This is a genomic window from Dyadobacter sp. AC419 (assembly GCF_979253085.1).
This window is the reverse complement of sequence record NZ_CEEDCD010000027.1, coordinates 65,334-80,059: the sequence shown is the minus strand read 5'-3', so window position 1 is coordinate 80,059 and position 14,726 is coordinate 65,334. Positions and strand designations below refer to the sequence as shown.

The window sequence follows — 14,726 nt, the reverse complement described above, 5'->3', positions numbered from 1 at the left end:
TTTTCAATGCTTCAATAAGCAATAAACGGCTGTAAAAAATCAACAATATTGTTGACGTATATACAGCTTAGTAAGTGGTTATCTTTGGATTATAATTGGTGGTTGGGCTTAATAACCTGCCCAACTAACTTCAATTTTCCTAAACATTACACTCAACACCTTAAACATGGAACACTTCATCACGCATGCCTGCCTCGTTCACCCGCATCCATTGGAATGCGAAGCAGTTGCGGAATGGTTAAGAAAAAGAGCCTACATTGAGCTTGTCGGTAAATGCAATAATCTTGACCAGATCATGCAGCTGCATTATTTGAAAGAAATTGACATTGTCATCGCATTTGCACATCAGATAGACAAAACAGCCGAACAGCTTTTGAAGATTCGAAAGTTGTATCCACATCTTAAATTTCTATTGCTCGCGCCAAGCGCTTCGCTGAATTCGGTCCGGGAAGTTGTCAGGTCCGGGGTGAGCGGATATATTGTTTTTGAAGCCGAACTCGATGAATGGGAGCGGGCGATCAAAGCGGTTTCGGAGGGTAAGTTGTATTACGGACAAGAGATTATGCTGAAACTCGCCGAGTCCTCCGCAGACACTAATGCGCAAGAACCTGCGCCTACACGAAAGGATTTTTTAAGTAAAAGAGAATTGGAAATCCTGCGGCTGGTGGCCAATGAATATTCAACGAACCGCATTGCCGACGAACTCTGCATTAGTGACAAAACCGTCGAAACGCACCGCAGAAACCTGTTTCAGAAGCTTGGCGTCAAGAATTCCGTTGGTCTTACAAAGGTCGCCGTAAGAATGGGCGTTGTGTGATTTCCTGCAAAATATAATGGGAAACCCCTAGAATTAATGGTCGGACGCCAGAAAAAAATCAGGGTATTTTTCTGTAAAAATCAGGGTTTCTGCCGATTGAATGAGCGCTCGCAACTGGGCAACTTTGTCTAAGTATTTCAATTATGGAACTGACGCAGCGCGAGAAAGAAATCCTGGACCTGATCATGGATGAATTAAGCTCCAAGGAAATTGCAGAGACGTTAATGATAAGCATTTCAACCGTGGAAGCTTATCGCCGGAGTCTGTTCAGGAAATTCGGGGTTCGTACCGTAATTGGTTTGGTAAAAGCTGCAATGAAAATGGAGCAGCATTCACGAAAATTGGACTAGAACATGGCAGATGTGCGCCATTTGGCAGTAAACTGGGTTGACGGAATGAAAATTTCCAGGCAGCATTTTGTTGAAAGCGATCATTATCACACAGAGCAGGCACGCAACGCCCAGGCAGTGTTTCAGAATCCGCATAATTATGGGTTACTTCTCACAAAAAATGCGCAGGAGCCACTGGAAATGCAGATTCTGGGAGACGCAAGTCAGCAGATAAGGATTGATGTTCAACATTGTTACGCCGCCGCTCCCGACGGAAGTATTTTGGAAGTTTTACATTCAGATAAGTTGAAGCTGGACACGTCGCTGAGTGAAGTTTTGGAGCAATATCGCTTTTCACCAAGCCAGAATTTTCACTTGTACATTACCATAAGTGTCAATTTATTTGAAAGAAAGCAGGTTGGTGATCCCTTGGAAAACGAGATCCCCGTCAGGCACCCGCACACCATGCCGACATTCCGTATCAATGTTGTCCCCGCCGAACTTATCAACACCGAACAATGGGGCGGATCCGGTTTGATTATCGGAAAGATTGAATACAATAACGCCGACCTGCGGGTTTTGCACGATTTCATCCCCGCTTGCCGGATAGTGAAAGCGCATAAAAATCTGCGAGACTGGTATAACCGTTTTGGAGGCTATTTGAATGATATGGAAACCTACGCCTTTCGCATCATGCAAAAGATCAAAACCAAAAGTCAAAAAAGTGCACTTTCAGACAGTGTGCAGTCGCTCGTGGAAACGCTCGTCACTGTATTTGCGGTTGTCAATGTATCTTTTCAAAGGCTCATCCCTTACGAGGCACCAATAAATATGGTCGTGTGCATGATCCAAGGTCTCCAAAGCATCCGCACCTCGCTGGAATGTCTGACCGAAAAAGAGAAAGAGGAGTTGCTCGCCTATTTCGGAGAATGGGCCGATGAATCACCAGGAAGTTTAGAAAAACAGATCACAGCGGTCATTCAGGTTGGTTACAATCACAATGATATGCTTCCGAGTCTGAAAATCATCGACACATTTTACGCATTATGGACAGCATTATTTGCAAAGTTGAGCCAGCTGGAATTCATTGGAAAAAGAAAAGGACAACAAGTTTTCATCATCGAAAGCCCCGTCCACGAACCGCCAGTGCAACCAGAAAAAACAAAATCAAGATGGAGCCCATTGTGATGGAGCATTGCAATGATCCAACACAATTCCTAATTCAATATCCCGATCACAATGCACATCCTGATCCATGTAACAATGCTGATACGATGGCAATGCCGATGATTATGCCGATTCCGAATGTGATAGCGACCTATTTTCCGGTGCGGATCGTGGCGTGATAATGACCCTTTCCCGTGTGGATCGTAAATAGGATAATGGCCCCTTTTCTGGTGCGGATCGTAGATGTGATAGCGACCTCTTTCCGGTGTGGATCGTGGATGTGATAATGACCCCTTTTCCGTGCGGATCGTGGATGCGATAATGATCACTTTCCCGGTGCGGATCGTGGATAGGATAATGACTCCTTTCCCGTGTGGATCGTGGATGCGATAGTAATCCCGTTCCCGGTGCGGATCGTGAATGTGATAGCACCCGTTTCCCATGCGGATGGTGGATTTGATAGCTACCCCTTTCCTATGCGGATCGTGGACGTGATAATGACCCCTTCCGGTGCGGATCGTAGATGTGTTAATGATCCCTTTCCCGTGTGGGTCGTGGATGCGATAGAACCCCCGTTCGTGCGGATCGTGGATAGGACAATGACCCCTTTCCCGTCGGCTGAAAGCCAACGGAAATTGAAACACCGCCGTCGACCGTCCGGCTTTAGCCGACGGCGAAGAAAAGACCGAACAACGACCCTTTCCCGTCCGGCTTCAGCCGACGGCGAAGAAAAGAGCGAACAACACCCCTAACCGTCCACCCCGAACCAACGGCGAAGTCAGACAAAAAAACAAATGGACCCAGTAAACAAAGCGCAGCGAAAAACAGCAATCGGAAAGTTTATCGGCATGTACATGCTTTCCTTGACCTTTCCGGTGCTGGCCGTTTACCTGCTGATCCGCGTGCCGGGTTCGGTGGCAGAGTCGGAAACGACGAAGTATAAGGAGATCGTCGATGAGCAGCTTCCTATGCTGACGGATACGGATACATTGAGCAGCATATCCAGAAAAGTCATTCAGCTGGACGGCACATATAGTAGCGCGACCGACGAAATGTCGAAAGCCACCGCCAGAACCCAGCTTGTAGATATCGAAAGCCGTATTAACGGCATTATGAGTCATTTTAATGCATTATCCCAATCTGCCAGCCATGAACAAAACAAGCGTCTTTCGACCGGGATCGCCAAGCTTACCGAAGCATTGGTGACCTATCGTCAGACGATTGCAGAGCTGCGGCGCACACTCGATAGCAAAGGAATTGACGTGCAGATGGTGAATGATCTGCGGAATCAGATTAATATGAAAGATCTGGAAATCAAAAGCATGGAGCGGCAGCTTTTGGCAGGAGCAGCCGGCGGCGGCGGGGAAGGAGGAGGAGCAGATCCAAAAGAGCTTCAAACCAAACTTGCATTAGCCCAGCGCGACCTTGACAATTGCCGCTCAGCAAAAGGCGGTGGCGGAAGCGACATTTCAGCAATCCAGAAGCAGTTAGATGAATGTTTGGCAGGAAAAAATGGAACAGCCGTCACCTATCGCGAATGGCTGCGCTACTCCGAGGCAGAGGGTTACTATCAGTTATTGACACAAGGTAATCTCAGGAAAAACGACAGACGCGCCTATTATGACCAGGCCAAGCAAATATTTGATGCGCTGCAAGTGTCCACGGCCAACAAAGACATGAAAGCAAAAGCAACAGAACGGTTGATCGGCTTACAAAAGAGCCAGCCTTAACTCTTAATTTTCGGTTCATCATGCAAACGGAAGCACTTAGATACGCGATTACCGTCGCACAGTCCCTGGCAAGGGAATATCGCCAGGAGCGTTTTGGCCCGGCACACTTGCTGATGGGGCTGCTGCACAATGAGGTAGGACTTGCATCGGAGCTAGCAATGGCTGGAAAGGATGTGTCTTATCTCCGGGACTGGACAGAAGTAAGGCTCGAAGAAAGCCCAAAATCTGTGAGGGTTCCCGAAAACCCGCAGGCGGATAATCTGGCAAGCGCTTGTCTCGAACTCGCCGACCTGATCGCCATGCAGCTCAATTCCGACACGGATGCATTGTGCGCATTCGCGGCCTTATTGAAGCCCGGCGCTGGATTTTCCGCGGATCAGTTAAGGTCGCTGCCTGTGACCCAAAAGGAAATTCTGGCACTAAGGAATCAAAATGGTGCGGAAAAAAGTAATGTTGCGCACGCCGACGATAACCACGTCCCGGCTCCCAAAACGAATCCGGGAACAGGTTATCTCGAAAAATATACTTCTGACAAAACGCAAAAAGCAGCCGAAGGAAAAATAGGTTCAGTGATTGGCCGTGACCGGGAAATAAGGCAAATGGCTGAAATTTTAGGCAGGCGCAGCAAACCGAATGTGATCTTAATAGGAGAGCCGGGCGTCGGGAAATCGGCATTAGTAGAAGGTTTTGCAAAATTGATTTCCGAAAAAAAAGTGCCCCAGCTGCTGCAAAATGCTAGACTCGTCGAACTTGACACAGGCGCGTTGGTTGCAGGCGCTTCCTATAAGGGAGAAATCGAAGAACGGCTGAAAGGGATTTTAAATGAAATAAAGGCTTTTGACAAAGTGGTCTTGTTTATCGATGAGATCCACACATTACTTGATCCGAAAGGCTCTGTTGGCGCAGGAGTAGCCCAGTTGCTTAAACCAGAACTCGCACGCGGAGAATTGACGCTGATCGGGGCGACTACGCCGGAGGAATATCGCAAGTATATCGAAAAAGACGAGGCATTTTCGCGCAGGTTTGAAATCCTGCATGTCGACGAGCCCGACGAACCCACTGCCACCCGCATGATCGAGCATATTTTGCCTGCCTATGAAGCGCACCACGGCCTGAAAGTGGCCGCCGGGACAGCAGCGGAAGCAGTCAAATTATCAAAAAGATATGTCAAAGAACGCCGGCTGCCCGATGTTGCGCTGGATCTGCTGGACAGGACAATGGCCTCCATGCGGCTAATGGATGAAGTTTCAGAAAAAGAGCTCGCCACATTGAAGTCTGACCTCGATGCTTTAATGGCGATCGACGAGGCTGAAAGGATGCATGAATTAAAATGGTTTGCGCGCCAGCTGCCAAACCGGTTAAGTCCGCTGCTCGTCGGCAAGCTGGAATCAGACGGTGAATCAGAGCTGGAAACGGCAGAAGGGATTTACAATCATTTAAATCAAAAACTGGACGCATTGCTCCAATTTGCGGCACAACGTTCTGATATAGTTGGAAAAAATGACATTGCCGCAGTAATTTCCCATAAAACCGGCATTCCCCTGGGCAGGCTGCAAAGTTCAGAGCGGGACAAATTACTGGGCATTGACGAAGTCCTGAAAAAGCGCGTCGTTGGTCAGGACCAGGCGGTTAAGGCACTCAGCGAGGCCATTCTCGAATCCCGATCCGGGTTGATCAAAGCGGGGCAGCCTATCGGATCTTTTTTCTTGCTTGGCCCCACGGGAACGGGGAAAACCGAAATTGCAAAAGCGCTCGCCGACTTCCTTTTCAATGACGAATCTTTTCTCATCCGATTTGATATGTCGGAATTTAAGGAGGAACATTCAGCTGCACTTTTATATGGAGCGCCTCCGGGTTATGTTGGATATGAAGAAGGAGGCTTGTTGGTTAATAAAAATCCGTCAGAAACCATATTCCGTAGTTCTTTTCGATGAAATTGAAAAGGCGCACCCGTCCGTTTTCGATCTCTTTTTACAAATTCTGGATGAAGGCAAATTGCACGACAGGCTGGGTAAGGAAGGCGATTTTTCCAATGCGGTTATCTTGTTCACTTCCAACATTGGGCAAGAGCACATTGTAACTGAATTTAACAAAGGCATTGTACCAAAATCTGCTGATCTAATGGAGATTATGGCCAAATATCTCCGCCCGGAATTTCTGGCCAGGCTTACGGAAATCGTGCCTTTCGCCCCCATATCAGAGGAAAATGTGGTCAGGATATTTGATATTCATTTACGCTCGCTTACAGATTTGCTCGAAAAAACAAGGCATCACTTTGCAGATGACTGCGGACGCAAAAAAATACATTGCTATGCAGGGCTTTACGCCAAAATACGGCGTCAGACCGCTGAAAGGCGTGATTCGGAATTTGCTGCGCAGGCCTGTAAGCCGGATGATCATCACGGGTGAAGTCGAAAAGGGATCGGTCATACATCTGGATCTAGGGAAAGGCGACGAAGTGTTATGGACTGTTCGAAAAAGCGGACATGGAAGCAATTGCTAGCATCATCAACTAAATCGTTAACCATGCAAATTCATTTTTTCAGAAGAGGCCGCCGCTGGGATTCGGCGCTTCTTCCGCTGGACGACAACACCTTCGGGCTAATCCTGCAATTCAGAGTGCGACTGGTCCGCATTGAGCCGACGACCCGATTTTTTATGGGCGATACTTATGCCTTGGGCGACGGAATATTGCACGACTTTTACGGCCGGTTTCACTTAAATGCATGGACTGATCCGGAATGGCAAAAGTATAAAACCGATTTTGTAGAGCGTGGTCCAGCATCATTGGAGTGATAAATTTGTCCTGGATCCCGACCGCGCCTGGTATCGTCCCAGGCTGGGTGCTAACCTGACATCGGCCATTATCCAATGCGGCTTATCGATCCAGCTGGTTGAAAGTTCAGCCGAAGCGCATCAGACCTATCGCATCATTCATCCGCAGGAAACCAATTTCCGGTCCTTTGCAATTCCTACAACGCGAACAGGGCTTTTTACGCACCGCGATGTTGAGTCGGATTGGGGAAACAAGTTGACGCGCGTTGGAAATGCGCAGCATAGCATTGATTTTTTGCAAACGGCAGTAAATCATGAATTCGGACACACGCTAGGCCTTGCACACGTGCGCGGATCGGGCAATTCGGACAATAATTACGGCATCACCCTCGAAGAAAGAGAAAATCAGATGGGACTGGGCGGCAGGCTTATCGCTGCACATGGCCGACCGTGGCTCCGAACACTCTGGGATCAGCATCATCTGTTTCCGCAAAGAAATCACCCCGAAGACCGTGTGAAGTTTACAGCCCGCGTGGCGAGCCCGCAGCTGATTGAATATTGGGACAATGACTGGCAGCCCGCAGCCACCACTTAGCACATTCAGAAAATGAAACGATACATTAGTTATTTTGCCTTAATAACCTTGCTGCTGAACGCCTGCAACATGTTTGAGCCGGTCGATCCGCTTCCGCCCTCGGTGTCGGAGGTGACCATTTCCGCAGTGTCATATAACAAGGTGTCGGTCAGCGCGACCGTGTCAAACCCGGATGCCAAGAATGACCGCCAGGAGAAAAAGAGCGGCAAAATTCAGGATTTCGGTTTTGTATACGGCATTCTGGATCCACCCACCATCGAAAGTTACGTGGAGCAGGGAGGCCAGTCCATCAGCGGCGCCACTTACAGCTGGGAGGACGTAATTACACGGCTTTCGTCGCAGGAAAAGTATTATATCCGGGCTTATGCCATCAATGAAGGAGGAGGCATTACTTATGGCCCAACCACCACATTTACAACGGGTAATTTTATTTTACCAACCCTCACGGCAACCCGCGTCACAGGCGTAACGACCAATTCTGCGGATGTAAATTATGCCATAACAATGGGAAACAGCAATGCGACTATTTCAAATTACGGGGTCTGTTACTCGGCCACAAATCAGACACCCAACATTAATGATTCAAAAGTGCAAACCGCAGGCAGCGTCCCAACAGGCTCATACACTTCAAAGCTGACTGATCTCACATCCGGAACTACTTACTATGCAAGGCCTTATGCAACCACAAATGGCGGCATCGCCTATGGAACTGTCGTTTCGTTCACAGCCGGGCAGCCGCCGATCTTAAAGGACACGACATTTGTAATGAATTTTTCCAACACCTATGACCTCGAAACGGGTGATTTGCAGTCGCGGAATGGAATGGAAGATCTTTATTGGTATCCATTTGGCAAGCCGGCTGGCATTTATCCTCAAAACGGCGCTAAGTTTTTTGTGATGGCTGAGGGAACGGATTACAAAAACGTAAAATATTCAGATCTGCTCAGGCTTGCTTACTCGACCGACGTTATTGATGGAAGCTACACCACCAGAAACAACAAGCTTTTCAACGGCACTGTCGTCGCATACATGACTAATGTCGGGCATTATGGCAAGATGCGCATCAATGCAAAGGGCACCGACCGCACCGAAACGAATCTCTACTCAGGCAACATGGAAGTGTCCATCACGACCTACAACAACGATTAAACCAGGCGACGTATATAGGCTTTCGTAAGTTAAATACTTAGTGGGAAACCCTGATGAAAATTATCGATCTATGAAGTATTTCGCGACATTAATGCTGGCTGTTTCAATGCTGACTTTGCAGGCGCAGGACCGTATCTGGCTGGACAACGGAAATCCCGTTCAGGCCAGGCTGAGCCGCGCGCTGGACAATAAGCTGGAATGGCTGGCAGCCGATGGAATCCCAAGGATTTATCACAAAAAACGTTTCTTGATTGTCTTTGCGTCCAGCGGTCAATTTCTGGTGATCTCAGAATTAAACGAGAGCGCTAACAAGGCGCAGACGCAGATTGAAGCATTTTACAAAGCGCCCCCGCGGAATGTAAGTCAGGACATTATTGTGAAAAGTGTCCCGCTGACCGTCATAGCAGGGTCCGTTTCCTACGAAAGCGATGAGGTTATCAACTATCTGACCAGCGAAGGCAATCCGGCCTCGATTAATAAAGAAGAAGTTGCGGCCGTGATTTACAAAGATGGCCGTCACGAAATCCTGCGGGATGTGGTCGATGTTGCGCCCTTGCTCGCATTGGCCCATAAAGAAATTGAAAAGAAGGAGCTGGAAATAATCAAAAAGGATCAGGAAAAACCAAAAAATCCTGCGCCTGTTACCAAAAAAGAACAGCCGGCTGCGCCAAAGGAACCAGCTAAGCCATTCCTTTCCGACACCGAATACAAGGAATACAGCGCAAAAGGCATCAGACGAGTGGATGAATTTACTTCATACTTACGGATTATAGGAAATAAAGACTTGAAGTCAGAGGAGAAGAACAAAGCTGTGCAGCAAGCACTTAGCCTGTTTGAGCCGCAGGCAACTGTGGCAGTAAGTTCGGCGCGCGGAGTGAAGAAATATCCCGTTAAGGAATATTTGAACAGATTAAAATTGCTGCCTTACAGCAAGATCAATATCACTTGGAATGAGGTAAAATATGTAAGCGAGCTCAAACAGGAAGCGGACGGAAATTACTACGGAATTATCGCAGCCCAACAGGTTTTTGAAGGATTTGCTGCGAATGGGAAAGTGGCTTACGGAGACATTACAAAGAAAAATATCCGCGTAAAACTGGAATCGTATCAAAAAACGGTTGACGGAAAAGATACGGTTAACTGGGAAGTGTTACTGGGAAATATTGGCGTCGAAACCACCGAAGGACAATGAAACAAAACTCGTTTTTCCTGGCAATATCGCTCGCATTTGCCTGGACTTTCGCTACAAGCGCAATGTGGGTTCCTGGCTGGAAAAGTGACGGAAATAACAGACTCGGTGCCGCTGATTGCAAGCATTTCTGCTAAAACAGATCAGGGAAAAGTGAAGCTGGGCAGAACGGATTCGTCGGGTGTGTTCAATGTCGAAATGCCGTGTAATGTGTCCGTGCTCACGATTGAGTCGGCAAAACATCAGTCGCTGCACATTCCTGTAAATGCCGATTCCAAGCTGGAAGGCACATATTTCGTCACATTTGCATTGATGCCGCTGGGAAAACAAACAAGCGATGAGCCCTATGCCCAATCCGAGCAAACGCACTTTGAGCTGAAAGACACAACCAATGCACAAACGTCCATTATCAGGCGGTTTGAGGTAAAAGACGCAATGTCAAACCAGTCGTTACCAGCTGAAATTTGTCTTTATTACACCCAAAAACAGAAAAAAGACTGCCTTAACCTACTCGTTTCAAAGCCTTCGGCCGAAGTGGTTTTTACCGAAAAGGACATTGTCGCCATGGAAGTCAAAGCCGTTGGTTACCAAGCATATAATGGAAATCTGATTCTCGACAAAACCGATCAGGAACCGCGCACATACATTATCAAACTGAACCGGCAGCATTCAATTTTATCTGTCAATATTATTAATGCAGCAGCTGGAAGTCAGTTTCAAATCCTGGATGAAAGTCACGCCGCTATGCCCCTTAACCGCGTTAATGACGGCCATTACTTTGCGGAAATCGCGCCGGGCAAGTCTTATAACCTGGGCGTAAGTGGCAACGATAATCAGGAGTTCAATGCCGCCGTGGCCACATTAAAAGAGGGACTTACATTAAAATCGTTAAGAATGCCGGAAAAAGCAAGCATTGTTCCGGTTACAGAAAAGGTGAGTTTCAAAGCATTAACAGCCACGGACAAGACACTTTATTTTCCAAGAAGCGATTACAAGCTGCCCGCACAATCACGCGCATATCTGGACTCGGTTGCTATGTATATCCTTGAAAATAAGGGCAAAGCGCTTCGGGTGACGGGGCATACGGACAATGTTGGAAATCCAAACCTGAACCTGACATTATCGGAATATCGCGTGCGGGTCATAACGAGATATCTCGTGAATAAGGGTGTGCCCGAGCAAGCGATTGCGGCTGCGGGAATGGGCAGCAAACATCCCGTCGTGCCCAACGATTCGGAAGAAAACCGCAGGAAGAACAGGCGCGTAGAAGTTCAGATCATTGATTTACAGGATTTAAATAATTGATGCAATGAGGAGTTTTATTAAATCAAAAAGGAGCTGCTTGCTGGCGATTTGCGCAATATGCTTATTGGCAAGCCAGGGAAACACGCAGACGCTCAGCCGGAAAGATGCAGATGAAATCCGCGTGTTGGCCAGGGAAAGGGTCAAAGGTCTGAATGATCTGCTTAATGCCATCGCCAATGAAGACCTCAGCAATTACGAGCGCAGATATCTGATGATGAATAGTTATATGCCCAGTAATGATCAGATTTTTGTCAACGACGGGGTCATCATTGAAGACGACACCGATCCCGAGCACAAATCCAGCGTGCCCGGACTTGACACACCAGTCGAGAAATATTTAAGCAACTTCGACCTGTTTTACACCAAAAGCGAAACCAACACGATTGAGTTTACAAACCTGGTCGTAGGCGATGTCAAAATGGATAAATATCCGTTTGTTAAGGTGTCTTTTACCCAGCATTTTAAGGGAAAAAGCAATAAAAATACAAGCCCTTACCAGCCGGTAACCCGCGTGGCAGAACTCCGCGCCGACAAATCCGGAAATGACTGGATCGTGTATCTGACCCGCGTTGCATTTAATTCATCTCAAAATGCGAATGCTGTCCCTGCAACGCCCAAGCCTTCTGCAACTTACGACTCATTGCAGCGCCAGAAAGAACCTGCCATCGCAACGCAACCTGGTGACAAAAAGCCCGTCACAACAGCAGCCGATGCCAAGCAAGCCGAGCGCATTTCGCAGCAGGTCAGTGAGGTAAACAAGGCTGAAATTCGGCAAGCCAGGAAATGGGGCGCCATCAAATTGGGTGCAGGCGTGGCTGCTCTGGCATTTGGCGCCGTCACTTACAGCATGCTCAACAAAGATTATAAAGATTACAAAAGCCGGATCGAAAATTCGGAAGGATTTACCAGCTACGCAAAACCAGGCGTGTATGTCTCCATCGGCGCAATGGCGGTAGGCGTGGGCGTGTCCCTGAGTTCTATTTTCGATTTCAAGACTGCAAAAGGAAAGTAACTAAAAGCCATAAAAATGCCACAGCCAGCCGCAAGGATCGGAGATATGCATGTTTGTCCAATGCTAACACCCGGAGTTCCGCCCATTCCACATGTTGGTGGCCCCGTGTTACCACCCGGAACGCCCACCGTGCTCATTGCAGGACAGCCGGCCGCATGTGCAGGTGACATGTGTGTATGCGTGGGTCCGCCGGATGTGATTGCCATGGGCTCCACCACAGTGCTGATCGGGGGAAGGCCAGCCGCGAGAATGGGCGATGTAACTGCCCACGGCGGGACGATCGTCGCCGGTTGTCCTACGGTCCTGATCGGGTGATATTGATTTTCAGAATTTACTCTTAATCCTATACAACTATGTTCAATTACGGAATAGGCGGGAATGAACGCAACATCGACCAGTCGAATGAGGGAATTGCGGACATTCCCCAAAACAGAACGCTTTTCGCGACACAGCTCACCGGCGACCCTTCGCCGAGGCCGGAAATGGTGTATGATTTGAAAACAACCGAAGAGGTTTTTGCTCATTACCAGCCCGAGGCAGAGGTTGAATTCATCACCTCCGACGGCAGCTTTATCAACGAAAATTTCCGCTTTAAAAACCTGGGTGATTTTGGTAAAAAAGGCCTGATCGCACAAAGCGCGTTCTTGCGGGACCTGGATGCCCGAAATGAAGCCTACCAGCAGGTTGTGAGGCACTTGAAGGTCAATAAGATCCTTAAAGCAGCGCTCGAAGAAGCCCGAAGCCAAAGCTGCTTTGCTGGGCGTATTTCAAACATTGATCGATGAACTCGAAGCAGCCGGATAACCGGTGCCGCACATTCAGTCATTTATTTTTAACATTCAAATTGTATGCTCATGGCAAACGGAGATAAAAACATAGAAGAGGCAGCAGCTGCACCGGCCCAAGGTGCACTGAAAGAACGCACCGCAGTTCCTCTGGAATCGGGGCTGCCGCTTTTGGCAAAATATGGCAGTTATGACCTGGTGGAAACCATCATTGAAGGAGCCGCAAACATTAACCCGGAAAAGAAGGCGCGCAAAAAGATTTTCCTGACGGAAGCGGACAAAAGGAAAGAGCGTCAGCAACTGAAAAAGCGGCTCGAACTCTGGTCGGAACTGCTCAGCAGCGCGGACAATGTGCCCGAAATGATCGAGGCTGGTCAGAAGCAATCGGATTCTGCATCGGAGCTTTTAAGAGAAAACCTTGGCAAAGCAGTTGAGCAGTTGAGGCCATTGGAGCAGTCTTACCGGTCTGTGGCCATGTTTTTCAAAAATACGGATCAGGAAAAAGTAAAAAACATAACATTCCTGAATGCAGCGCCCGATCAGTTGCAGGATCTCGACGTAACCACTTTCATTGATGCAGTGGGAGAAGAGCTTTCGGCGAAATTTGACCGGCTGGATCTCCGTGAAAACTACTCAATCCTGAATGTGCCCGGTTATCTTGGCTCAGGAAAAGTGGTCGATAAATGGGCCAAAATGGCGCATAAGAACAAAACAATGCTGATCACCGACTTCATGCACCTGGATGCGCCGGAAGATGTGATGGAGCTTTTTGAATCTGCAAACCTGACAGGCGGAGCCGCTCATTTGTCAAATGTGATGATGGCATGTAACTGGCTGGTAGGCAGGTCTAAACATGAAGATCTGGGCGAAGAAGACGACTTGCACATTCCTCCTTCTACCGCATTAGCGGGAAATGTTTACAAAACCCTGATGTCGCAGGTGGCAGCAGGCAAGAAGCACGGAACGCTCAGCGAAGTGGATGGCGTGCGGTTTCCATTGAAAAAGTCGGAAATCGCAGACCTTGAAAAAATGGGGCTTATCCCGATGGTCAATGAATATAACAAAGTGATGGCTTTCTCTGCTAAAACGCTTTTCAACGGCGATAATGTGGGTTTGCAAACCTATTCCGTCGTGCGGGTTTTTGATTATATCACCAAAGTGCTGATTGATTTTCTGAATCGCAGGGCGTTTGAAAACTTTGATTATAATACCAAAAATGACCTGAAAAAGCAGATTGTCAAGTTCCTCGACAGTGTTACCGGCCCAGGAAAGCTCATTGAGAAATTCAGTATCATGCGTTTTGAGCAAGACAAAAATCAGAAGGACCGGGTTTTCCTCGACATTCACATGATTCCTTATTTCCCAGCCAAAAATTTCATGATCGCCCTTACCGGACAAAAAGGGGACAATCTGGATGCAACTGCATGGGCAGCCGAATACGCGCAACAGTAAACAAATCCGTATGGCCTTTTCCTGTGTTTTGAAAATTGACGGGGAGCATGAATATAATGTCATGTTCATGCGGTTTGAACTGCACCAAACGGTGGACGACGCAATGTCCATCACCTCTCCGATGCAATGGGCCCATTTGTATGCCGAGCTTGAAATGGTCATGGACGATTTTCTTGTAGAGTGGGCCAATAAACCTTCTCAGAAATACGACCTGACAATAGAGCAATTCGGGGAGAACGGGTCGTTCAAAACATTGAATTTCAAGGAAACGGTGTGTACGGAGTTTGTTGAAGAGTTTGAAGACGGCACCGACGTCCTGGACAATCCGCTGGCAAAAAGACGGCAAAACTTCATCAGCTGCGTGACAATGACAGCGGGCAGTGTGGAGATCAGTGAGGCTAAACTGGAAAACTTTTGAGAC

The 14,726-nt window shown here is 47.9% G+C and carries 15 protein-coding genes and 1 pseudogene; 15 read left to right on the top strand and 1 reads right to left on the bottom strand.

Features of this window, described 5'->3' with window-relative positions:
• The first annotated feature begins 166 nt into the window (after positions 1–166).
• The 3 genes from AC0IYG_RS25170 to AC0IYG_RS25160 all read left to right on the top strand — a co-directional run bounded on the left by AC0IYG_RS25170 (position 167) and on the right by AC0IYG_RS25160 (position 2,334).
• Entirely contained in the window at positions 167–817 is a 651-nt protein-coding gene (locus AC0IYG_RS25170; RefSeq protein ID WP_471713835.1) for a response regulator transcription factor, read from the top strand.
• 143 nt (positions 818–960) lie between these two features.
• Positions 961–1,167 (top strand): response regulator transcription factor, encoded by a 207-nt coding sequence (locus AC0IYG_RS25165; protein ID WP_471713834.1) that lies wholly within the window; start codon positions 961–963, stop codon positions 1,165–1,167.
• Between the two features lie 3 nt (positions 1,168–1,170).
• Positions 1,171–2,334 carry a hypothetical protein gene (locus AC0IYG_RS25160; protein WP_471713832.1) on the top strand — a complete coding sequence of 388 codons (1,164 nt, stop codon included), beginning with the start codon at positions 1,171–1,173 and terminating at the stop codon, positions 2,332–2,334.
• A 29-nt stretch (positions 2,335–2,363) separates the two neighbouring features.
• Here the strand turns inward: AC0IYG_RS25160 and AC0IYG_RS25155 are convergent, their stop codons facing one another.
• Positions 2,364–2,756, bottom strand: coding sequence for a hypothetical protein (locus AC0IYG_RS25155; RefSeq protein ID WP_471713830.1), 393 nt, complete (start codon positions 2,754–2,756; stop codon positions 2,364–2,366).
• Between the two features lie 351 nt (positions 2,757–3,107).
• On the opposite strand from AC0IYG_RS25155, the gene AC0IYG_RS25150 reads away from it, so the two are divergent.
• The 12 genes and pseudogenes from AC0IYG_RS25150 (at position 3,108) to tssD (ending at position 14,723) form a co-directional block, all read left to right on the top strand.
• On the top strand, positions 3,108–4,043 hold the full coding sequence (locus tag AC0IYG_RS25150) for a hypothetical protein (protein WP_471713829.1): 936 nt from the start codon (positions 3,108–3,110) through the stop codon (positions 4,041–4,043).
• A gap of 20 nt (positions 4,044–4,063) precedes the next feature.
• Positions 4,064–6,546: pseudogene (locus AC0IYG_RS25145) on the top strand (ATP-dependent Clp protease ATP-binding subunit).
• A gap of 23 nt (positions 6,547–6,569) precedes the next feature.
• Positions 6,570–6,839, top strand: coding sequence for a hypothetical protein (locus tag AC0IYG_RS25140; protein ID WP_471713828.1), 270 nt, complete (start codon positions 6,570–6,572; stop codon positions 6,837–6,839).
• A complete protein-coding gene (locus AC0IYG_RS25135) occupies positions 6,817–7,413 on the top strand; it encodes a hypothetical protein (protein ID WP_471713827.1) in 597 nt (198 codons plus the stop codon). The genes AC0IYG_RS25140 and AC0IYG_RS25135 overlap by 23 nt, the downstream gene beginning before the upstream one ends.
• A gap of 12 nt (positions 7,414–7,425) precedes the next feature.
• On the top strand, positions 7,426–8,562 hold the full coding sequence (locus AC0IYG_RS25130; protein WP_471713826.1) for a hypothetical protein: 1,137 nt from the start codon (positions 7,426–7,428) through the stop codon (positions 8,560–8,562).
• A 70-nt stretch (positions 8,563–8,632) separates the two neighbouring features.
• Positions 8,633–9,754 carry a hypothetical protein gene (locus AC0IYG_RS25125; protein ID WP_471713825.1) on the top strand — a complete coding sequence of 374 codons (1,122 nt, stop codon included), beginning with the start codon at positions 8,633–8,635 and terminating at the stop codon, positions 9,752–9,754.
• 84 nt (positions 9,755–9,838) lie between these two features.
• Positions 9,839–11,056, top strand: coding sequence for an OmpA family protein (locus AC0IYG_RS25120; RefSeq protein WP_471713824.1), 1,218 nt, complete (start codon positions 9,839–9,841; stop codon positions 11,054–11,056).
• Between the two features lie 4 nt (positions 11,057–11,060).
• On the top strand, positions 11,061–12,068 hold the full coding sequence (locus tag AC0IYG_RS25115) for a hypothetical protein (protein WP_471713823.1): 1,008 nt from the start codon (positions 11,061–11,063) through the stop codon (positions 12,066–12,068).
• Between the two features lie 15 nt (positions 12,069–12,083).
• Positions 12,084–12,383: a PAAR domain-containing protein gene (locus AC0IYG_RS25110; RefSeq protein WP_471713822.1), complete on the top strand. Its 300-nt coding sequence runs from the start codon at positions 12,084–12,086 to the stop codon at positions 12,381–12,383.
• Positions 12,384–12,421: 38 nt separating this feature from the next.
• Positions 12,422–12,853 carry a hypothetical protein gene (locus AC0IYG_RS25105; protein ID WP_471713821.1) on the top strand — a complete coding sequence of 144 codons (432 nt, stop codon included), beginning with the start codon at positions 12,422–12,424 and terminating at the stop codon, positions 12,851–12,853.
• A gap of 69 nt (positions 12,854–12,922) precedes the next feature.
• Positions 12,923–14,305 (top strand): DUF5458 family protein, encoded by a 1,383-nt coding sequence (locus AC0IYG_RS25100; protein ID WP_471713820.1) that lies wholly within the window; start codon positions 12,923–12,925, stop codon positions 14,303–14,305.
• Between the two features lie 10 nt (positions 14,306–14,315).
• Positions 14,316–14,723 (top strand): type VI secretion system tube protein TssD, encoded by a 408-nt coding sequence (gene tssD / locus AC0IYG_RS25095; RefSeq protein ID WP_471713819.1) that lies wholly within the window; start codon positions 14,316–14,318, stop codon positions 14,721–14,723.
• The last annotated feature ends 3 nt before the right edge of the window (positions 14,724–14,726 follow it).